Genomic DNA, 20,544 nt, shown 5'->3' with positions numbered 1-20,544 from the left:
TAAATTTTAAAATAGGTAAAATAAATAACAGAAATTAAATTGAATAATATGAAAAGTAAATATGTAATACTTGCGTCAGCATTATTGATATCAGTAACCACTTTTGCTCAAAAAGATGAAACAAAAGCTGCTGAAAAAGCGTTAAAAAAAGGAGATAGTAAAGAAGCTGCTACAATTTTAAAAGGAGCAGAATCTTTAATTGCATCGGCTAATGAAGCAGATAAAGCGCAATTTTTCTTTGTAAAAGGAAATACTTATTTAGATTTAGCAAATAAAAAAGTAGAGGTAGATACGAATTTAGGAGTTGCAGCAGCAGCGTATCAAGATTTGATAGCAGCTGAAAAAGCATCTGGTAAAGTTAAATACTCTACGCAAGCGGCAGCTTCAATTACTGAAATTAAGTATTTATTAATTAATAGTGCTATTGCAGATTCTAAAGCAGAGAAAAATGCTGAAGGAGCAAAAAAATTGTACGATGCTTATTTGTTAGACAAAAAAGATACTTTAAACCTTTATTATGCTGCGTCTACCTATATAAATGCAAAAGAGTACGATAAAGCTTTGTCAGCATATTATGAATTGAAAAACTTGAACTTTTCAGGTCAATCTACTGTTTATTTGGCTACAAACAAGGCGAATGGAGCTGAAGATCCTTTTAAAACAGCTGCAGAAAGAGATAGAATGGTTAAACTTGGGACACATGAGAAACCAACAACGGAAGTTAATCCATCAAAAAGAGGAGAGATTTTTAAGAATATTTCTTTAATTTTAGTTCAAAACGGTAAAACTGAAGAAGCTAAAAAAGCGATTGCTGAGGCTAGAGTTGCTAATCCAGATGATAGTTCTTTGTTGCTTACAGAAGCTAATTTGTATTTAGAGACGAAGGATTTTGATAGATACAAAGAATTAATTAGTCAGGTATTAGAAAAAAATCCTAACGATGCTGATTTAGTATTTAATCTAGGAGTTATTAGTGGAAACGCTAAAGATGTTGCTAATGCTGAAAAATATTATGCAAAGGCGATAGAGATTGATCCTAAATATGTCAATGCATATATCAATTTAGCAGCGTTGAAACTAGAAAGAGAAAAACCAATTATTGATGAAATGAATAAGTTGGGTACTTCTGATAAAGATATGAAGCGTTATGAAGTGTTAAAGAAAGAAAGATTAGCTATTTTTAAAAGCGTAATTCCTTCTTTGGAAAAAGCATTTGATGTTGATCCAAAAAATGAAGCAGTAAGTAGTACTTTATTAAATGTTTACAGTGCATTAGAGATGTCTGCTGAAAAGAAAGCACTACAAGCTAAAATAGCAAAATAAAATAAATTCAAAAGCAAAGTCTGTCTGTTTAATTGATAGACTTTCTTTTAAAATTATTAAAAGCAAAAAGCCTTTCGTTTTACGAAAGGCTTTTTTTATGATTGTAAATTATAGTTTTAGTACCAGCGCTTTTTATTTTGTTTTGAAGCATCCGATTTTCTGGATTTATGTGCTCCACCACTTCTATTTGAATTTTTTGGCTTACCGTTTTCGCTTGTATTTGGATTTCCAGAATGCCATTGATACGGATGGTCAGTCACGGTTTTTACTTCTACCTTAATTAACTTTTGAATGTCTTTCCAATAACCAATTTCATCTTTACCACAAAAAGATATTGCAACACCTCCATTTCCCGCACGACCTGTTCTACCAATTCGGTGTACATAGGTTTCTGGGATATTGGGCAGGTCAAAATTTATGACAAACGGTAGTTGGTCAATATCGATACCTCTGGCTGCTATATCAGTAGCAACTAGCACGCCAATTTCTTTGTTTTTAAAAGAGTCTAATACACGCTGTCTTGCATTTTGTGATTTATCTCCGTGAATTGCTTCTGCGGCTATGTTGCGTTTTCTCAATGCTTTTACGACATTATCAGCACCATGTTTCGTTCGTGAAAAAACGAGAACATCTGATAAGTTTTCATTTGTGATTAAATTGTAAAGTAGATTTCTCTTTTCAGTTTTTTCCACAAAATATACTCGTTGCTCTACGTTTTCAGCTGTAGATGACACCGGAGAAACCGTAACTGTTTCAGGATTTGTCAAAAACATTTCGGCTAATTCTCTAATTGCAATTGGCATAGTTGCAGAGAAAAATAAAGTTTGCCTATTTTTTGGTGTTAACTTCACAATTTTTTTAACATCATTAACAAAACCCATATCTAGCATTTGGTCTGCCTCATCTAGTACTAAGCAATGCAAGTGATCAAGATCGATAAAACCTTGTTTGTGTAAATCTAATAGTCGTCCAGGCGTAGCTATTAAAATATCAATTCCAGCTTTTAATGAATCGACCTGAGGATTCTGAGATACTCCCCCAAAAATTGTCAGCTGAGTTAAATTTGTATATTTAGCATAAGTATCAAAACTTTGTCCTATTTGAACTGCTAATTCTCTAGTAGGCGTAACTATTAAAGCACGAATTACTTTTGCTTTTTTTGATGAGCCTACGATGCGGTGTAATTGATGTATAATTGGGATTGCAAATGCTGCTGTTTTTCCAGTACCTGTTTGAGCGCAACCTATTAAATCATTTCCTGCTAAAATTAACGGAATTGATTTTTCTTGTATTGGTGTGGGGTTAATATAACCTTGCTCGTAAACTGCTTTTTGTATACTTTTAGAAAGTGATAAATCTTCGAATAACATATTTTTGAAATTAAATATCTTGTATTAAGTACAGAGATAGTAGTGCAAAGATAGTATTATTATTTTGATGCTGTTTATGATAGGTTTTAAGCGCTGTATTTCTTTTAGGTGTTGGAATCCCTAAATTTCTACTGTACTTGCTTTTATAAAATCTGTGACTAAATATCCAATTAATTTACCAATTAAATGATTGTTCTTTTTCTCGCCTAAATCAGGCGCGCCTTCACATATGTGTAAATACGTAGCGTTCCTATGTCTGCCAAAAAAGGAAATGAACTGTCTAAGTTCTTCTACTGAAAAGCCACTTATTGTCATAGCGCTACTAGCAATATTCGGAATTGCGTCCAAATCTATTTCTATACCAAAATAATCGGATTTTATAAATTCTAAAGCATTAAACATCTCTAAATTGAAGTCTTTTTCCTTTCTTATTTTCAAACTATCGTAGGTAATATAACGCACACGATCATCAGTTTTTTTGATTATATCTAAAACACTTTTGGAAGTATAATTTTCGTGTAAACCAAAGACAAAATATTTTTTCAAGAAACCCTCTTCGTAAGCATACGAAAATCCGTTTCCACTGTGTCTTCCCTCTAGAATACGAAAATCAGAATGTGCGTCAAAATTAATGGCATTTACAGGTTTTCCTTTTGCAAGAGCGGTACCTTTTATGTTTCCGTACGAATTATTATGGCCTCCGCCAATTACGATAGGTGTTTTTCCTAATTGTATGATACTACAAATGATGTGTGATACATCTTTGTCTATTTTTTCAACTAACTTACTTAATTTAGAGCGGTCGTCAATATCAGTAAAATCAAGATGTTCTACTTCCTTCATTTCATCTTCGACATTGATTTGTCCTAACACAATTAAATTACTGCCTTTGCAAAATCGATTGTGCTGGATATTAGCTATGCTTTGAATAGCCACATTCCAAGCTGATGCTGCGCCTGGTCTACCAAAGTTTGCTCTAACGCCAATGTCTTCAGGAATACCAAGTAATACATATTGCGCTTCACAGGAGTTTAAAAAAGATATGGGATCAATGTCTTTTGGCACCGTATGCATTTTTTCGCCAAATTTAATTTCACCACTTCTGTGATTTGTAACCTTAGCGAGATCATACTTTGTAAAAGGCAGCAGTTTTTCCATAAAAAAAATATTTTTTCCCAAAAATAATATAATTGTAATAACAATCGTTATAACTTAAATATATATTGTTAAATTTGAAAAAAAATATTAAAAAATGGAAAATCAAAAAAGTAGTTCTAGTTTAAAGGCGGTAATTGCTGTCTTGGCTGTTTTATTAGTAGGGAGTTTAGTTTACATTTTTAAAATGTCCTCTGATGCTGACGTAGTACAAACGGAACTTAAAACTACAGAAACTGAGAAAGAAACTGTGATGAAAGACTTAGAGCAGTTAAAAGCTACTTATGATGCTGCAATTTCTGAAAACACTTCGATGTCTGATGAGTTAATTAAGGAGAGAGATAAAGTTGTTTTGTTAATGGCTGATTTGCAAAAATCAAAAGGAGATGTTGCTTCTTTGTCAAAGTATAAAACTCAGTTCGCAATGTTGCAAAATAATATGAAAGTATTGATGCAAGAAAATGAAGGTTTGAAAAAAGCGAATGTAACCTTAAAAACGCAGCGTGATAGTACGGTTGTAGTTCTAGGAGAGTCAAAGAAATATAATGAAACTTTAGCTGGACAAAATGAAGAGTTATCTAAAGTAGTTGAAAAAGCTGCAAAATTAACTGTTGTTAACACCAGAGGTTCAGCTTTTAAAGTAAGAAGTTCTGGGAAAGAAATTTCTACTGATAAAGCAAGCAGAGCAGATATGCTTAGAATTAGTTATACTATCGCTGAAAATCAAGTGGCGCAATCAGGTGTTAAAACATATTATGTACAAGTGATTGATAGCAAAAATAATGTTTTAGGTAATAAGAAAACTGAAAATTTTGGTGACAATACGTTAACATATAGTTTTATCTCTAATGTGTCTTATGAAAATAAAACGGTGAATGTTGCAGAAAACTTACCAGGTAAAGATTTTGAAAAAGGAACTTACTTTGTAAATATCTTTGATAAAGATAAATTAGTTTCAAAAACTAGTTTTACTTTAAAATAAAATAGAATTTATAAATTATGAAAAAAGAGGAGTATTTAAATACTCCTCTTTTTTTTTATGATATTATTTTTCCATTTATTAGTACAGTTTCTATCAAATTACTCCCAAATGCATAGGGTAATTGGTAAAAAGAGGTAATTGGCTTGGTAATAATCAAACTTGCTTTTTTGCCTATAGTTATGCTTCCGTGTGAGGCTGACAATCCCATGGCGTAGGCACCGTTAATAGTTGCTGCATTAATAGCTTCTTCAGGAGTCATTTTCATTTTGATACATGCTGTTGCGACAACAAAATTCATGTTTCCTGATGGAGTTGAACCCGGATTGAAATCTGTCGCTAATGCCAAGGGTAAACCTGCATCTATCATTGCTCGTGCTGGTGTATAAGGAATGCTTAAAAAATAAGAGCAGGAGGGTAAAGCAACGGGCATAGTAATACTGTTTTTTAGTATTTCTATGTCTTCTTTTTGCATCATTTCAAGATGATCAACAGACAGAGCATGGTTATATACGCCAACTTGAACGCCGCCTATAGAGTTAAATTGATTAACGTGTATCTTTGCCTTCAAGCCAAATTGTGCACCTGCTTTGATAATTTGTTCTGTTTCGGCTACACTAAAGTAACCAGTTTCGCAAAATACGTCGATATAATCAGCGAGTTTATTTCTATGAATTTCAGGTAGTATCTCTTTAATTAAAAGGTCTATGTATCCTTGGTGGTCATTTTGGTATTTTAAAGGAAAGGCATGTGCGCCTAAAAACGTAGCTTTTATTGAAATAGGATAATTTTTGGACAACCTTTTAATGATTCGAAGCATTTTTAATTCTCCTTCAACGGTTAAACCGTATCCTGATTTAATCTCAACGGCTCCAGTACCTAAGCGCATTATTTCTTCTAATCGCAGCTTAGACTCCTCGTAGATTTTATCCTCAGTTGTTTCATTGAGTTTTTGAGCGGAGTTTAAAATTCCGCCACCACGACTAGCAATTTCCTCATAGCTTAAACCATTAATACGATCTACAAACTCTTGTGATCGATCTCCTGCGTAAACTATATGTGTGTGACTATCACACCATGTTGGTAAAACTATTTTTCCTTGTACGTCTATGGTTGAATCTACGGATAGAGATGGAATGTTATGCATCTCGCCGTAATCAGCTATCAAATCATCTTTGATTACTAAGTACGCATTCTTGATGGAAGGGAGTACTGCCATATCGCGACCACAAACCTTGCTAACAGAGGAGTCGCGAACTTGAAGCAATTCTTTTATGTTTATAAGTAGTATGGTCATTTATGCTTCTTAATTATTCTACAACTATGATTTCAAACATTTTGTCCCAGTTTTTACCGGTAACAAATATAGTTTTAGTCTTAGGGTTGTAGGCGATTCCGTTTAAAACATCGTCTGGAGTAACGTTGATTAATTTGCGTAAGCCTGACATATCTAATATACCTTCGACTGCACCACTACCGGGGTTAACCACAGCAATTGCATCTTTTTGAAAAACATTAGCGTAAAATTTACCATTAATATATTCTAATTCATTTATGGCTTTTATTTTGGTCTTTCCTGAGTAGACATTGATGTAGTCTAACATTTCTTGAGTTTCTGGATTAGTTTTCCAAATTTTCTCTGTTCCATCAGATTGATAAATGTTTTTACCATCATTTGTCATTCCCCATCCTTCAATGTCTTTGGTGTAAGCAAAACTCTTTTCTAATTTTAGAGTTGATGCATTATAGATAAACCCTGTTTTTTCCTGCCAAGTTAACTGATATAGTTTGTTATTTAAAAAGGTGATTCCCTCTCCAAAATATTTGTCTTCTAGATCAATTTGTTTGTATATTTTTCCAGTTTTGTAATCATATTTTCTAATATAAGAGGTGCCTTTTTGTCCTGTACTTTCATATAGGGTGTCTTTATAAAACTCCAAACCTTCTGTGAACGATTGCGTATCATGAGGGTGGGTATTTATGATTTTATATTTTAAGAGCTTAGGAGCAACGTTAGAGACAAGCTCAACTCTCATGGTAGCTTCAGAGTTCGTACCGTCGTAATAAACTAACGCTTTTAGGAATTGATATCCTAACTTTTGATTTTCTAGGGAGTACGTTAATCTTTCTAAACCTTTGCTACTTCCTATTTTTTTATCGTTTACGTAGTAGATTATACTATCAATTGCTTTGGCATTATCATTAGTAATAACTAAATCTAGGTTATCTTGAGGTTCATATTGGGGCTTTACTATCTTGTTATCGAAAGTAAATAGAGAATTTTCACCTTTTTTTGTGTCACCACAATTAGTAAGTACTAGTGCTAATAAAATGATAGATAGTAAGTTATATTTTTTCATCGTTTTAATTTTGAATACCCCAATATACAATGTTATTTTTAGAGCGCAAAGGGCTTGCAAAAATATAAAAAGATTGTATATTTGCACCGGCAAGTCCTACACGACCAGCTCCTGCAGACTCCCCCAGGATGGGAACATAGCAAGGGTACGTGGTTGAGCGGTGCGATGTAGGTCGCTTGCCATTTTTTTAATCTGAACTTGTTTCAGATTTTTTTTTGATTTTAATTAAAATTTTACAAAATAAACGTAAAAGTAGTCTTCCTTAGGGAGGATTTTTTTATTTTTGGGCATAGGTAAATACCATAAGTATTATGAGTTCTAATAAGAAAGTAATTTTGATCACTGGTGGTTCTTCGGGTATCGGAAAATCAATTGGCGAATATCTACATCATAAAGGATTTGTCGTATATGGTACGAGTAGAAATCCGGAACGTATATTAAATTCGGTTTTTCCTCTAGTAGCTCTAGATGTTAGGGACACTATTTCTATCGAACATGCTATTGCACAAGTGATTGCTTTGTCTGGTCGCTTAGATGTAGTTGTTAATAATGCAGGGGTTGGAATAACGGGGCCATTGGAAGAGATTCCCACGATTGAAATGAAAAATCATTTTGACACTAATTTTTTTGGACCTATTGGAGTCATGAAAGCCGTACTCCCGCAAATGCGCCAGCAACAGGAGGGTTTAATTATAAATATCACTTCAATTGCGGGTTACATGGGACTGCCGTATCGCTCTTTGTACTCAGCCTCAAAAGGTGCGCTAGAACTGATAACTGAGTCCTTGCGCATGGAGGTAAAGTCCTTTGGTGTTCAGATAACTAATATTGCTCCTGGAGATTTTGCTACTAATATTGCTTCTAGTCGTTACCATGCACCTGTTATAAAAGATTCTCCTTACGAGAAAACCTATGGCGAATCGCTACGTACAATGGATGCTCATGTAGATAGTGGAAGCAATCCTAATGATATGGCAGAGGCAGTTTACGAGATTATCAATACTAAAGATCCAAAAATACACTACAGAGTTGGAGCTTTTATGCAAAAGTTGTCAATTGTTTTAAAAAGGATTCTACCAGATAAAGTGTATGAAAAAATCTTGATGAAGCATTATAAGTTGTAATTTTACCGCGATTTTGCGTGAGGGATTGCAGTGGAAATCCTTTTATGCGCTGCGGCGTATAAAAGATTGAAACGAAAAGCCCGGCCTGAAAGGACACGCCCAAAGACAAACACACAATTAAACAAAAATAGTATTATGAAGTTTTTTATTGACACAGCTAATTTAGCTCAGATTAAGGAAGCGCAAGCATTAGGAGTTTTAGACGGGGTAACTACTAATCCGTCATTAATGGCCAAAGAGGGAATCACTGGTAAAAACAATATATTGAAGCATTACGTAGATATATGCAATCTAGTTGAAGGAGATGTAAGTGCCGAAGTAAATGCGCTTGATTATGATGGTATGATCAAAGAAGGTGAGGAATTGGCTGATTTGCATGAGCAAATTGTTGTAAAATTACCAATGACTAAAGAAGGCGTGATGGCTGCTAAATATTTCTCAGACAGAGGAATTAAGACGAATGTAACTTTAGTATTTTCTGCAGGACAGGCATTACTTGCTGCAAAGGCTGGTGCTACTTATGTGTCTCCATTTATTGGTCGTTTAGATGATATCTCTACAGATGGTTTAGCCTTGATCGAGGAGATTAGAGAAATCTATGATAACTATGGTTATGAAACTCAAATTCTTGCAGCATCAGTGCGTCATACTATGCATATTGTAAACTGTGCAAAAATAGGAGCTGATGTAATGACAGGACCTTTATCTGCCATTTATGGTTTATTGAAACACCCGTTAACTGATATTGGTTTAGCGCAGTTTGTAGCTGATTTTGAAAAAGGAAATAAGTAATTATTTTTTATAATAAGCAAAAGGCCCATTTCGATTGAAATGGGCCTTTTTTATTTTTAATGTACTTTGTTTCTAACAAAAGGAGGGAGTAGCTTACTAGATACTTCTCCAAAACCAATACGAACTTGGCTGTTTTCACAAAAACCTTTCATAATCACGGTATCGTTATCGTTGATAAACTTACGTTCTGATCCGTCATTCAATTGGATCGGATTTTTACCACCCCAAGTTAATTCTAGCATAGAACCAAAACTACCTGGCGTAGGTCCAGAAATAGTTCCTGACCCCATCATGTCACCTGAGTTGACGCGACATCCGTTTGAAGTGTGGTGCGTTAGCTGTTGGCTCATGGTCCAATACATGTGTTTGAAATTTGATTTGCTTATTACTGTAGGTGTAGCGTTTTCAGGTTGTATGGCAACTTCAAGGTGAATATCGAAAGAGTGTTTTCCTTTTTGTTGTAAATAAGGAAGTGGACTCGGGTCTTGTTTTGGACTAGAAACTCTAAACGGTTCTAGTGCATCCATAGTTACAATCCAAGGAGAAATTGAAGAGGCGAAATTTTTAGCAAGGAATGGACCTAACGGTACATATTCCCATTTTTGAATATCGCGTGCGCTCCAGTCATTTAATAAAACCATTCCAAAGATGTAATCCTCGGCTTCATTGATAGGGATAGTTTCGCCCATTATGTTGGCGTCGGTAGTAATGAATGCTGTTTCAAGTTCAAAATCAATTAAACGAGAAGAGCCAAAAACGGGACTAGTCTCGCCGTTAGGTAAGGTTTGTCCCATAGGACGGTGAACTGGAATCCCAGATGGTACTATAGTAGAGCTGCGACCGTGGTACCCTACTGGTATATGCAACCAGTTAGGTAATAGGGCATTTTCAGGATCCCTAAACATTTTACCTACATTAGTTGCATGTTCTTTGCTCGAATAGAAATCAGTATAATCACCTATTAAAACAGGTAATTGCATTTCTACTTCTTCCATTTTAAAAATGACAATATCTCTATCTTTAGCGTTGTCTCTAAGTTTAGCGTTGTTTTCGTCAAAGATCTCAGCGATACGATTACGAACTAGTCGCCAAGTTTTCTTTCCGTCAGAGATAAAATCATTCAAAGTGTCTTGCATGAACATATCATCAGTTAATTCGATACCTTCAAAATAATTTAGTTGCTGTAATGCGCCCAAATCTATTGCTGAGTCGCCGATTCTCGTTCCTACAGTAACTACGTTTTCCTTAGTTAAGAAGACACCAAAGGGAATGTTCTGAATGGGGAAATCACTTTGCGGAGCGACTTCTAACCATGATTTTCGTTTTGTATCGTTGGCTGATATTGGCATATATTGTTAATTGTTTTGTTGAAAATTATAAGTCAAATATATCATAATCTAACAGTTTCACAAACGTTTTTTTGTATTTTTGCTACAAATTAACTAAAATCAAGAAAATGCAACGCGACGAACAAATTTTTGACCTTATTCTAGACGAACAAGATAGACAAATACACGGATTAGAACTTATTGCCTCTGAGAACTTTGTAAGTGATGAAGTTTTAGAAGCAGCTGGTTCAGTGCTAACAAATAAATATGCTGAGGGATATCCTGGTAAAAGATACTATGGTGGTTGTGAAGTTGTTGATATAGTAGAACAAATTGCTATTGATAGAGCTAAGGAATTGTTTGGCGCAGCTTATGCAAATGTGCAGCCACACTCTGGTTCACAAGCAAATGCTTCTGTTTTTCACGCTTGTTTGAAACCAGGTGATAAAATTTTAGGTTTTGATTTATCTCATGGAGGTCACCTAACTCATGGTTCGCCAGTAAATTTTTCGGGACGTATTTACAATCCAGTATTTTATGGTGTTGAGAGAGAAACCGGTCTATTGGATTACGATAAAATTCAAGAAATCGCAACTAAAGAGCAGCCAAAAATGATTATTGCTGGAGCATCTGCTTATTCTCGTGATATGGACTTTGAGCGTTTTAGAGTTATTGCTGATAGTGTAGGTGCTTTATTACTTGCTGATATTTCTCACCCTTCAGGATTAATTGCTAAAGGTTTATTAAACGATCCTTTGCCACATTGCCATATTGTAACGACAACAACACATAAAACGTTGCGTGGTCCTAGAGGAGGTTTGATTATGATGGGTAAAGATTTTGAAAATCCAATGGGATTAACCAATCCAAAAGGAGAAATCAGAATGATGTCTGCATTACTTGATCTTGCTGTATTTCCAGGAAATCAAGGTGGACCTTTGATGCATATTATTGCTGCTAAAGCTGTTGCTTTTGGTGAGGCATTGCAAGATGAGTTTTTTACCTACGCTTTACAAGTACAAAAAAATGCTACTGCAATGGCTGCTGCATTTGTAAAAAGAGGGTATGATATTATTTCTGGAGGAACAGACAATCACATGATGTTAATTGATCTAAGAAACAAAGGAATCTCCGGAAAAGAAGCTGAAAACGCTCTGGTAAAAGCAGAGATCACCGTTAATAAGAATATGGTTCCATTTGATGATAAATCACCATTTGTAACTTCAGGTATTCGTGTAGGAACAGCTGCTATAACCACTCGTGGTTTAGTGGAAGAGGATATGGAAACAATCGTTGCTTTAATAGATAGAGTATTAGTTAGTCATACAGACGAAGCAGTTATCGAAGCAGTAGCAAATGAAGTGAATGATATGATGAGCGAAAGAGCAATTTTCGTTTTCTAATAAGTAGTCATAAAGTTTAAAGGTCGAAGGTCGAAAGTGTAAAATTGAGATTTAAATCTCTATTTTTATTTTGGTCTTCGATTTTTTATGTTTTTTTGAATGCTATAACTTTTGACTTTTAACTTTAAGAACTAAATAAATGGGCGTACTCAGACTACAACTTCCTACAGATCCTAGATGGGTAAATATTGTAGAGAAAAACATTGAAGAGATCCTAACTGACCATGCGTGGTGCGAACAAAAAGCCGCTACCAACGCCATTACTATTATAACTAACAATTCGGAGCATCAAGATTTAGTCAAAGACTTATTGGCTTTAGCCAAAGAAGAAATTGACCATTTTGAGCAAGTACACAATATTATTATCAAGCGAGGGCTAAAATTAGGTCGAGAACGTAAGGATCATTATGTCAATGAATTGTATTTATATATGAAGAAAAGTTCGAACGGAAGCCGTGTATCTAGTCTTGTGGAACGATTATTGTTCTCGGCTATGGTTGAGGCTAGAAGTTGTGAGCGTTTTAAGGTATTGTCTGAAAACATTCAGGACGAAGAATTATCTGTTTTTTACCGAGAATTGATGGAGAGTGAAGCGGGTCATTATACCACATTTATCACTTATGCCAGAAAATACGGGGTAGGAATTGATGTCGAAAAACGCTGGAGAGAGTGGATAGAATTTGAAGCATCAATAATTGAAAATTATGGTAAAAGCGATACAATTCACGGCTAACTGCGTTAGATTTTAAAAATAGTGATCAATTTTGTTAATAGTTTAACATCAACGTTATGTACTGTTTAAGTAGTGACAATGATAGAATATTACCCTTAGCACTTGAATTTATTGTAATAGTTGTGAAAATTAAATTATATTTATGCCGTTAAAAATTAAACAATTGTAAATTTTTGTGAATGAAACTCTATATTAAATATGATGGGATTGTTGCTTGTAGGGTGATTTTACAGGAACAATTAGAAAGATTGGATATTAAATACCAATTATTAGATCTTGGTGAAATAGAAATTAGTGGAGTAGTACCACCAGAAGTAATGGCAGAATTGCAGCAGTCTTTAAATAGATACTCTATTTTTATTGTTGACAATGAAAAGAGCCAATTAATACAGAGAATTAAGGATACGATTGTTCAGATGATTTATGAAAACGAGAAATTGCCTTCGGTAACCATATCTCAGTATTTATCAGATAAATTGAATTTTAGTTACGGCTATATCACCAATATATTTACCGAGCACACGTATTCATCGATTGAGAATTTTATCATTATTCAGAAAATAGAAAGAGCTAAAAAATTGATTATTGAGGAACAGTTAACATTAACGGAGGTTTCTTATAAATTAAATTATAGTAGCGTTGCCTATTTATCAAGTCAGTTTAAAAAAGTGACCGGTTTAACACCCTCTGCTTTTAAAAGGATTGTTGATAAAAGAAGAAGTATATCTAGCTAAATAGTTTATCTAGAATAACATAAGAAAAAGAAGTTTAAAATAATAATATACTTTATATGATTTCAAATAAGGACTTGATGCACATATTGATAGCGGATGATGATGAAGATGACCGCACTTTTTTTAGTGAAGCTATGACGGAACTAAAAATGAATAATAAGTTAACCTTATTTAACGATGGTAAAGATTTGATGGATTATTTAAACGATCCAGAAATTACGCTACCTCATATTTTGTTTTTGGATTTAAACATGCCATATATGTCTGGCTTTGAATGTTTAAAAATGATTAGAGCTAACGATAGATTTAGAGATGTTTCTATTGCAATATATTCAACTTCGTCATCAGAGAAGGATATCGAGGAAACCTTTATAGAAGGTGCTAATATTTACATCAAAAAACCTAATGATTTTACTAAGCTTAAAAAGGTGATTAAAGAAGTTTTAAATATTAATTGGCAATTTCACTCCTCAGGTTTAAATAAAGAAACTTTTTTCTTTAGTATTTAAAAAACTGTAAATGAAATTACTTAAATTATATAAAAATACTCAAATATTTAAGATTGCTTTAGTTATTGCAATTTTAGTAGTAGGGTATATTGCTTCTGTTTTTTATAATCAAATGAAAGCTCTTGATGCATCGGTAGGTCTTATAGCAACATCGACCGAGACGCAACTGGAGCTTGAAAAAGTACTCTCTGTGTTGAGTATGTACGAAAATAATTTGAGAGGATACATCATTACTAAAGATGAATCCTATCTCTCTAAAAGGTTTTTAGAAAAAGGGGAACTGCAACGCAATATTTCAAAAATTAAGTTACTAGTTTCTGATAACCCAGCTAGGGTAGCTGACCTAGATAGATTAAACAAGATGGTTGATCGCCGTTTTGAATTGTATCATGAGACCTTACTGTTGTCTAAAAGTGAAGTTTTTGAACGTGAAAGGTTCCACGCTAAATTAAAAGAGAGCAATAATTTTACGCAATCCATGAAGACATTTATCTATAAGACGATAAATGCGGAAGGAGATAAAATAAAGTTTCATAATGTAAACCATCAATTTGAACTTGAGGATTCCATAGTGAGTGCTTTTTTATTAGTTATTCTCTCTTTGTTAATTCTACTTTTGTCTTTTAATAAGATGAATGTAGATATTGTTGAGCTTAAAAAGTCAAACGATGAGTTTAGGTTGTTAAATCTATCCTTTAATAATGCTGAAAAGATTGCTGGATTTGGACATTGGAAAATAAACGGTAAAACTGGTGTCTATTCTTTTTCAGATAACTTTTACCGACTTTTAGGAGAAGAACCACATGCTTTTGAGCCCAAGCTTAGCAGTTTATTAAAATACATACATCCAGATGATGTTGATTATGTTGTAGAAGCACATAATAGCTGGTTTGAAAAAATGGAGTCGACAAATATCATGTTCCGCTATGTCTTGGCAGATGGAAAAATAAAATATATCAAGTCCATTGGGACTTTTGCTAAAAACAGCAGTGGAGATATTATTAAAACGGGTGTTGTGTATGATATGACAGACCAATACGAAAGAACACTTGAGCTTGAAGAAAGTAATATTGAGCTTAAAAGTATAAACGCTGAGCTAGAGTCTTTTAATAACATTGTAAGTCATGATTTGCAGGAACCGTTGCATAAAATCCAAATGTTTATTTCTAGAATAGAGGGTAGCGAGTTTGATGCTGTTTCAGACAAAAACAAAACTTATTTCTCAAAAATAAAATTGTCTGCAAGTAAGATGCAAACATTACTCATTGATTTGGTTAATTATTCAAGAACAATAAAGGGAGATAAAGTTTATGTAGATGTTGATTTGAGAGATACGGTTCATCGTGCCATTGATGAGTTATCTTCTGATATTGAAGATAGAAATGCAACCATCAAGTTAGGGACAATGCCACGAATGAAGGCTATTTCTTTTCAATTAGACCAACTTTTCATTAACCTTATATCAAATGCATTAAAATATAGTAAAGATGATGTTGTTCCTCAAATTAATATCTTTACCGAGGACATTTTTGAAAATGTTTATTTTGGAGATAAGTTGATTCTTGACGAAGACTACCATAAAATAGTAATTAAAGACAATGGTATAGGATTCAAGCAGGAATATGCAGATAAAATCTTCATTTTATTTCAGCGTCTAGAAACGGATCCTAAATATACAGGAACAGGTTTAGGATTGGCTATTTGCAAAAGAATTATAGACAACCACAATGGTTTTATAAAAGCCGAATCAGAGCCAAATGTAGGCACTACTTTTTCAATTTTTATGCCTAAAAGCTAGTTCACGGTTTTTCTCATAGTTTTTTTACTATTCACCTGATTGATTAACAATCTACATGCCATAATCTCGAATTTTTTACCTTTTAATAAGAAAGTTTATTACTTAAAATTTAAATCTAATTTGATGATAATCATCATTGAGGCTGCGTTAACTGATCTACCTATTATTAAAGATCTAGCTTATAAAATTTGGCCATCGACCTATGGATCAATTCTTTCAGAAAAGCAAATAGTTTATATGCTTGCTTCTTTTTATTCGGAGGAGTGTTTAAAGGAAAATGTTATAGATAAAGGACATCGCTTTTTATTAGTCAAAAAGGACGAAAAATCTATAGGATTTGCAGCCTATGAGCATAACTATCTCAATCAGTTGGTGACACGAGTACATAAAGTTTATATGTTACCTGAGACCCAGGGGAAAGGGTATGGTAAACTTGTTTTTGATCGAATTGGTACTATAGCCATTAACAATAAAATGGGTGCCCTATCGCTAAATGTTAATCGTTTTAATACAGCCTTACAATTCTATCAGAAATTAGGGTTTGTAATCGTGAGAGAGGAAGATATAGCGCTTGATCACGGCTATTTAATGGAGGATTACGTTTTAGAAAAAAAATTAGTATAGTTGTTCTAGAGTGTATACTAGATATATTACTTTCATTTTTTAACTAAATTTTTCTTCAGATAGGTTTTACCATTTATGATTGTCATTTCGACAGTCGTGATATTTCTAATATCGTCCAGCGGATTTTTTTCTAACATAATAGCATCAGCTGTTTTTCCAACCTCAATTGTTCCCCAGAGTTGTTCCTCATTAAAAAATCGAGCAGGAGTTATTGTTGCTGCCTTTAATATGCTAAAGTTATCTATTCCTGCTTGCGACCAATTGTACATTTCTTGATGTAGGTTAAAACCATTCATTTGGAAAAAAGTACTAGGATCACTTCCCATTAGTAATAAACAATTGTTGTCACTTAGTTGTTTTAGTATTTTTTGCTTATACTCAAAAATAGGTTGATTTTTTTGCTGGTTTAATAGTACAGTAGCAATACCTTGTTTAAGTAGATCTGCTTTGTATTTCGTTTCCCATTGGTTTACATATTGTTTTGGTGCATTGTTATAGACAAGTCTATTTTTATATTCATTGGGATATTGCAAATTTTTAGACATGAGATCCCAATCTAATGTAGGACAGTTGTAAACCTCTTTTTCTTTGGTCAGTTCTATGATTTTTCCTAATTCGCTAGTATTTGTGATTTTATCATAACCTGCCAGATGTTCAATGCTTTTGTAACCTGATGTAAGTACTTTTTCTATGTGTACTCCCACTGGAAAATGACCACATACGATCACTTGGTGCTTATTCGCAGCTTGCATTAAATTGTCAAACACTACCTCATTAGCTACACTTAATACTTTTATAAAATCAAAATTGTTTTTTTTTATTGTAATCATTAAGCTATCAAATTGGGCAGCATTGTAGTCAATGTCTCGAGTAATACTATGGCTGTAATATAACTTAGGAGATATTGTCGATGAGTTACTTTCTAATCTGTTCTTTAAAGCTACTAGCGGCGTATTTGTATTCATGATGCGTAAGCGAGTTATACCAGCTGCAACATTCTCCATAAGTAGTGTATCAACTTTGGATGAAATAGGTAAATGACTATGCATTTCGGCTAAGCCCGGCATCAAAAACTTCCCTTTTCCATTTAGTATTATTGTTTTTTTGTTTTTAGGAAGTTCTTTAAAATCTGCAATAGCTTTTATTTTACCATTACTAAATAATACACTTGTATTTTTAAGTACTTCACTATTTGTCATCGCAATTACGTTGATGTTTTTAATGATCAAGTCATTTTGTTGCTGTGCTTGAGCATTAAGTGTAAGTAGTAAAGAGAAAAAAAATAGTTTAACATATTTCATTTTTATCATTTTATATTATTTTTTTGAGACCACTAAGCAGCTGCAATTGTTATATTTAATTTGAGATAATAGCATATTTTTACTAAAGACTGTAATTCGGCAATGATTGATAGTTTATAACAGATCAAATCTACAGGTTAGATCGGGACCAAAACAAGACGATTTGATTTAGCATTATTGTTAAATGATTTTTCCCTGCGTGGAAATACGATATGTAACCAAATATACTATTCTTTTCATATAGTATTTTAAGAAAATAGTGATCTAGTTTATTTTGTGATATATAGCCCTGATCGCAACGGCATCCTTTGCCTTACTCTATTTTTTGAGAGAAAGGCAAAGATATAGTGAAGAGCAGGAGTAAGTGTCTCTAGTAGTACTGTACAGCTGCTCCCAAGAACTAAAGATCTAAATCACGATTATATCGTGTTTCGTAAGTAGGTCTTTGATGCCTTCTAGTGAAAACTGCGCTTTTTTGATTTTAGTCCTGCTGGGATCGATACTATAGTTGTGGCTCGTTCTAAAATCAGCTTTATTTGCGATTGCTCTATCAAATTCAGCGCGATACAAATCACAATTGTCAAAAAGAACATTCGTTATATCAGTAGCCATAAAGTCGACAGCTATGAGGCTAGTGCTCGAAAATGTTGTTCCTTTCATTTTAAGTGCATAAAATTTTGAAAAATCCAGTTTCGAGTTTTTAAAATGGACTTCGAAGATAAACTTGTCGCACATGGCAAAATTAACGTCCTTTATTTGGCAGGAATTAAAATAGGCCGTTCGAAATGCTACATGGTTAATTTTTGTGCTGTTAAAGTTACAGCGATTAAAATGACAGTCGATAAAGATGACAGCCATAAAATTACAAGCTGAAAAATCACAATTTGTAAAAGTACAAGATTCAAATTCTTTATAATTAATCGCTTCCTCACTATAGGTTTGGTCGTTGTATTGCTTGTCTAGATTGTATGCAACCATGAATGTAATATAATTGGGGTAGTGTCAGCTTTGATTTAATGCTGTTGCAAATTTACTATTAATCCTATCATAAGACTAATTAATTCTATTTACTTGTTTTAGTAATATTTAAAGAAGTCGTACTGATAATTGTGTTTTTGAAGTTGAATTGGCAAATATTTCTCAAAATCCATAATAATTTATGCTAATAAGTGCTGTAGCGCTTTATTTTTTACTTTTAAATAAGAAACTGATTAGTATTGTTAAATTGTAAATAGTTGTTTAACAATGGTTTGTGTTATTTTGTTACTGCATATAATTCAGCAATCAAACGATTTCGTTGAATTTTACTTAACAAAATCATAAAATTTGATTTGGTTTTTAAAGTTTAACTACTTTTGAGGTCTAAATGAGAACTTCCCTTTTAATATTATTCTTCGCTTCATTCTTCTGCTTTGGGAGTGCAAATGCGTTGCATAAAAGAGTCGAATGTTCTTCTTCTCTTTTTACGCAAAGTCAAGGATTGTATCAAAAGCAAAATAATGTATTAAGCAACACAAATTTGCACACTATGATTGCTGCGCAGGCAGAATTATTTTTAGTTGAGGAGAGTTGCAACACTGATGAGGCACCTCAAACATTTTTTCCTGCAAAGAGTGATGTTCTAAAAAACACTTATACTATACTTGTAGAGACTATTATTGTTAAAGACAATTCTAAGGGATTTAACAATTTTCAGTCCTATTATGGTTACTCACAACCTATTTACATTTCCCAGAAGGTACTGCGAATTTGATTTCTTGCAAGCAGTAAAACCTTTTTTGTATCTTTTTTTGACCTTTCTGAAATAGATTAACAGGTGTGCGATTATTGTATCGTACCAATTGCTGCATCCTAATTTTATCCAAAAGAAAATTTTAATCAAAGAAGTCATATCCTCAATTCATAATAATCATGAAGAGAATTGTTAGTATACTTGGGCTAGTAGTCCTAATTAGCGCAGTGAGTTGTAACTCAAAAATAGAAGAAAAAGAAGTAGCAGAAACATATACAGCTACAAATCCAATAACCATTGATACTTCCTTCACTAAAGAATATGTCTCACAAATTAGATCTGTCAAAAACATCGAGATTAGAGCGCTCGAAAAAGGGTTTTTGCAAAAGATATATGTAGATGAAGGTCAATACGTAAAAGAAGGACAACTATTGTTCAAGATATTACCGACAATGTACGAAGCCGAATATCAAAAAGCTATTGCAGAGGTAAAGGCAGCTGAAATTGAAATGCTAAATACAAAAGTACTTTCGGATAAAAATGTTGTTTCAAAAAATGAATTGGCTGTAGCCAAAGCAAGATTAGATCAAGCCAAAGCCGAACTAGCGATGGCTAAATTTCATTTATCAGCTACTGATATCAAAGCACCATTTTCAGGAACTATTGACAGAATACCTAAAAAACTAGGAAGTCTAATTGACGAGGGTGAGCTTTTAACCAGCTTATCAGATAACAGTCAAATGTTTGCTTATTTTAATGTATCAGAGCCAGAGTATCTTAATTATCAGACTAATATTAAAAATCGTGCAGATTCTAAAGTTGGTTTACTATTGGCTAATGGAGCTCAATTAAAATACAAAGGAAACGTAGAGGTAATTGAAAGTGAATTTGACAGTGAGACAGGAAATATTGCATTTAGATCTCGTTTTCCCAACCCTGATAAACTATTGAAAAATGGAGAAACAGGAAAAGTTTTAATGACTGTTCCTTTAAAAAATGCCTTAGTAATTCCGCAAAAAGCTACTTATGAAATTCAGGACAAAAAATTTGTATTTGTAATTGACAACAAGAGCATAATACATTCGCAAGAAATAAAAATTAAAGGAGAAATTCCTGATTTATATGTTCTTGAAAGCGGATTGAAATCTGGCGATCAAATTTTGCTTGAGGGTATCCAAAAAGTAAAGGAGAATGACAAAATTAAATTTAAAGCTATCGATGCTGGGAAGGTGATTTCAAATCTAAGACTAAAAGCAGAATAAATTAATCGTAAAAAATA

The 20,544-nt window shown here is 33.3% G+C and carries 19 protein-coding genes and 1 other RNA gene; 13 read left to right on the top strand and 7 right to left on the bottom strand.

Annotated features, from left to right (window positions below; translation table 11 throughout):
* Positions 1–48 precede the first annotated feature (48 nt).
* Positions 49–1,323 carry a tetratricopeptide repeat protein gene (locus tag H8R22_RS13805; RefSeq protein ID WP_187010982.1) on the top strand — a complete coding sequence of 425 codons (1,275 nt, stop codon included), beginning with the start codon at positions 49–51 and terminating at the stop codon, positions 1,321–1,323.
* 116 nt (positions 1,324–1,439) lie between these two features.
* Here the strand turns inward: H8R22_RS13805 and H8R22_RS13800 are convergent, their stop codons facing one another.
* Positions 1,440–2,693, bottom strand: coding sequence for a DEAD/DEAH box helicase (locus H8R22_RS13800; protein WP_187010981.1), 1,254 nt, complete (start codon positions 2,691–2,693; stop codon positions 1,440–1,442).
* A 120-nt stretch (positions 2,694–2,813) separates the two neighbouring features.
* Entirely contained in the window at positions 2,814–3,851 is a 1,038-nt protein-coding gene (locus tag H8R22_RS13795; RefSeq protein ID WP_187010980.1) for a formimidoylglutamase, read from the bottom strand.
* Positions 3,852–3,945: 94 nt separating this feature from the next.
* Between H8R22_RS13795 and H8R22_RS13790 the strand changes: the two genes are divergently transcribed.
* On the top strand, positions 3,946–4,830 hold the full coding sequence (locus tag H8R22_RS13790) for a hypothetical protein (protein WP_187010979.1): 885 nt from the start codon (positions 3,946–3,948) through the stop codon (positions 4,828–4,830).
* 55 nt (positions 4,831–4,885) lie between these two features.
* Here the strand turns inward: H8R22_RS13790 and hutI are convergent, their stop codons facing one another.
* Together hutI and H8R22_RS13780 are read right to left on the bottom strand one after the other, a co-directional pair.
* Positions 4,886–6,124, bottom strand: a complete 1,239-nt coding sequence (hutI, locus tag H8R22_RS13785; RefSeq protein ID WP_187010978.1) for an imidazolonepropionase — start codon at positions 6,122–6,124, stop codon at positions 4,886–4,888.
* Between the two features lie 13 nt (positions 6,125–6,137).
* Positions 6,138–7,187: a glutaminyl-peptide cyclotransferase gene (locus H8R22_RS13780; protein ID WP_187010977.1), complete on the bottom strand. Its 1,050-nt coding sequence runs from the start codon at positions 7,185–7,187 to the stop codon at positions 6,138–6,140.
* A gap of 87 nt (positions 7,188–7,274) precedes the next feature.
* Here H8R22_RS13780 and ffs point away from each other — a divergent pair.
* The 3 genes from ffs to fsa all read left to right on the top strand — a co-directional run bounded on the left by ffs (position 7,275) and on the right by fsa (position 9,103).
* Positions 7,275–7,372, top strand: an RNA gene (ffs, locus tag H8R22_RS13775) — signal recognition particle sRNA small type.
* Positions 7,373–7,498: 126 nt separating this feature from the next.
* Positions 7,499–8,311 carry an SDR family oxidoreductase gene (locus H8R22_RS13770; protein WP_187010976.1) on the top strand — a complete coding sequence of 271 codons (813 nt, stop codon included), beginning with the start codon at positions 7,499–7,501 and terminating at the stop codon, positions 8,309–8,311.
* Between the two features lie 135 nt (positions 8,312–8,446).
* Positions 8,447–9,103, top strand: coding sequence for a fructose-6-phosphate aldolase (gene fsa, locus H8R22_RS13765; RefSeq protein WP_187010975.1), 657 nt, complete (start codon positions 8,447–8,449; stop codon positions 9,101–9,103).
* 56 nt (positions 9,104–9,159) lie between these two features.
* Here the strand turns inward: fsa and fahA are convergent, their stop codons facing one another.
* The gene (gene fahA, locus H8R22_RS13760; protein ID WP_187010974.1) at positions 9,160–10,452 is read right to left on the bottom strand and encodes a fumarylacetoacetase; all 1,293 of its coding nucleotides are present in this window, start codon (positions 10,450–10,452) and stop codon (positions 9,160–9,162) included.
* Positions 10,453–10,559: 107 nt separating this feature from the next.
* Here fahA and glyA point away from each other — a divergent pair, with 107 nt between their 5' ends.
* The 6 genes from glyA to H8R22_RS13730 all read left to right on the top strand — a co-directional run bounded on the left by glyA (position 10,560) and on the right by H8R22_RS13730 (position 16,232).
* Complete coding sequence (gene glyA, locus H8R22_RS13755; RefSeq protein WP_187010973.1) at positions 10,560–11,834, top strand: serine hydroxymethyltransferase; 1,275 nt, start codon at positions 10,560–10,562, stop codon at positions 11,832–11,834.
* 139 nt (positions 11,835–11,973) lie between these two features.
* The gene (gene miaE, locus H8R22_RS13750) at positions 11,974–12,567 is read left to right on the top strand and encodes a tRNA-(ms[2]io[6]A)-hydroxylase (protein ID WP_187010972.1); all 594 of its coding nucleotides are present in this window, start codon (positions 11,974–11,976) and stop codon (positions 12,565–12,567) included.
* 179 nt (positions 12,568–12,746) lie between these two features.
* Positions 12,747–13,301, top strand: a complete 555-nt coding sequence (locus H8R22_RS13745) for a helix-turn-helix domain-containing protein (protein WP_187010971.1) — start codon at positions 12,747–12,749, stop codon at positions 13,299–13,301.
* A gap of 56 nt (positions 13,302–13,357) precedes the next feature.
* Positions 13,358–13,810 carry a response regulator gene (locus H8R22_RS13740; RefSeq protein WP_225876035.1) on the top strand — a complete coding sequence of 151 codons (453 nt, stop codon included), beginning with the start codon at positions 13,358–13,360 and terminating at the stop codon, positions 13,808–13,810.
* A 10-nt stretch (positions 13,811–13,820) separates the two neighbouring features.
* Positions 13,821–15,608 (top strand): ATP-binding protein, encoded by a 1,788-nt coding sequence (locus H8R22_RS13735; protein ID WP_187010970.1) that lies wholly within the window; start codon positions 13,821–13,823, stop codon positions 15,606–15,608.
* A gap of 123 nt (positions 15,609–15,731) precedes the next feature.
* Positions 15,732–16,232 carry a GNAT family N-acetyltransferase gene (locus H8R22_RS13730; protein ID WP_187010969.1) on the top strand — a complete coding sequence of 167 codons (501 nt, stop codon included), beginning with the start codon at positions 15,732–15,734 and terminating at the stop codon, positions 16,230–16,232.
* Between the two features lie 32 nt (positions 16,233–16,264).
* Here the strand turns inward: H8R22_RS13730 and H8R22_RS13725 are convergent, their stop codons facing one another.
* The gene (locus tag H8R22_RS13725) at positions 16,265–17,533 is read right to left on the bottom strand and encodes an amidohydrolase family protein (RefSeq protein WP_187010968.1); all 1,269 of its coding nucleotides are present in this window, start codon (positions 17,531–17,533) and stop codon (positions 16,265–16,267) included.
* A gap of 408 nt (positions 17,534–17,941) precedes the next feature.
* Complete coding sequence (locus tag H8R22_RS13720; RefSeq protein WP_187010967.1) at positions 17,942–18,511, bottom strand: pentapeptide repeat-containing protein; 570 nt, start codon at positions 18,509–18,511, stop codon at positions 17,942–17,944.
* 388 nt (positions 18,512–18,899) lie between these two features.
* Here H8R22_RS13720 and H8R22_RS13715 point away from each other — a divergent pair, with 388 nt between their 5' ends.
* Together H8R22_RS13715 and H8R22_RS13710 are read left to right on the top strand one after the other, a co-directional pair.
* Positions 18,900–19,286: a hypothetical protein gene (locus H8R22_RS13715; protein WP_187010966.1), complete on the top strand. Its 387-nt coding sequence runs from the start codon at positions 18,900–18,902 to the stop codon at positions 19,284–19,286.
* Positions 19,287–19,444: 158 nt separating this feature from the next.
* Positions 19,445–20,527 carry an efflux RND transporter periplasmic adaptor subunit gene (locus tag H8R22_RS13710; protein ID WP_187010965.1) on the top strand — a complete coding sequence of 361 codons (1,083 nt, stop codon included), beginning with the start codon at positions 19,445–19,447 and terminating at the stop codon, positions 20,525–20,527.
* Positions 20,528–20,544: the final 17 nt, after the last annotated feature.

This window comes from Flavobacterium kayseriense (genome assembly GCF_014305095.1).
Classification (GTDB): domain Bacteria; phylum Bacteroidota; class Bacteroidia; order Flavobacteriales; family Flavobacteriaceae; genus Flavobacterium; species Flavobacterium kayseriense.
The sequence above is the reverse complement of the archived record's forward strand: the minus strand, read 5'-3'. Positions and strand labels throughout refer to the sequence as shown.

Excerpts from the sequence above, each read along its gene's own strand:
- H8R22_RS13790 (WP_187010979.1), top strand. The coding sequence starts at position 3,946 with ATGGAAAATCAAAAAAGTAGTTCTAGTTTAAAGGCGGTAATTGCTGTC.
- H8R22_RS13720 (WP_187010967.1), bottom strand. The coding sequence starts at position 18,511 with ATGGTTGCATACAATCTAGACAAGCAATACAACGACCAAACCTATAGT.
- glyA (WP_187010973.1), top strand. The coding sequence starts at position 10,560 with ATGCAACGCGACGAACAAATTTTTGACCTTATTCTAGACGAACAAGAT.
- H8R22_RS13740 (WP_225876035.1), top strand. The coding sequence starts at position 13,358 with ATGATTTCAAATAAGGACTTGATGCACATATTGATAGCGGATGATGAT.
- H8R22_RS13805 (WP_187010982.1), top strand. The coding sequence starts at position 49 with ATGAAAAGTAAATATGTAATACTTGCGTCAGCATTATTGATATCAGTA.
- H8R22_RS13780 (WP_187010977.1), bottom strand. The coding sequence starts at position 7,187 with ATGAAAAAATATAACTTACTATCTATCATTTTATTAGCACTAGTACTT.
- H8R22_RS13730 (WP_187010969.1), top strand. The coding sequence starts at position 15,732 with ATGATAATCATCATTGAGGCTGCGTTAACTGATCTACCTATTATTAAA.
- H8R22_RS13710 (WP_187010965.1), top strand. The coding sequence starts at position 19,445 with ATGAAGAGAATTGTTAGTATACTTGGGCTAGTAGTCCTAATTAGCGCA.
- H8R22_RS13745 (WP_187010971.1), top strand. The coding sequence starts at position 12,747 with ATGAAACTCTATATTAAATATGATGGGATTGTTGCTTGTAGGGTGATT.
- H8R22_RS13715 (WP_187010966.1), top strand. The coding sequence starts at position 18,900 with ATGAGAACTTCCCTTTTAATATTATTCTTCGCTTCATTCTTCTGCTTT.
- fsa (WP_187010975.1), top strand. The coding sequence starts at position 8,447 with ATGAAGTTTTTTATTGACACAGCTAATTTAGCTCAGATTAAGGAAGCG.
- H8R22_RS13725 (WP_187010968.1), bottom strand. The coding sequence starts at position 17,533 with ATGAAATATGTTAAACTATTTTTTTTCTCTTTACTACTTACACTTAAT.
- H8R22_RS13795 (WP_187010980.1), bottom strand. The coding sequence starts at position 3,851 with ATGGAAAAACTGCTGCCTTTTACAAAGTATGATCTCGCTAAGGTTACA.
- miaE (WP_187010972.1), top strand. The coding sequence starts at position 11,974 with ATGGGCGTACTCAGACTACAACTTCCTACAGATCCTAGATGGGTAAAT.
- H8R22_RS13735 (WP_187010970.1), top strand. The coding sequence starts at position 13,821 with ATGAAATTACTTAAATTATATAAAAATACTCAAATATTTAAGATTGCT.
- hutI (WP_187010978.1), bottom strand. The coding sequence starts at position 6,124 with ATGACCATACTACTTATAAACATAAAAGAATTGCTTCAAGTTCGCGAC.
- fahA (WP_187010974.1), bottom strand. The coding sequence starts at position 10,452 with ATGCCAATATCAGCCAACGATACAAAACGAAAATCATGGTTAGAAGTC.
- H8R22_RS13800 (WP_187010981.1), bottom strand. The coding sequence starts at position 2,693 with ATGTTATTCGAAGATTTATCACTTTCTAAAAGTATACAAAAAGCAGTT.
- H8R22_RS13770 (WP_187010976.1), top strand. The coding sequence starts at position 7,499 with ATGAGTTCTAATAAGAAAGTAATTTTGATCACTGGTGGTTCTTCGGGT.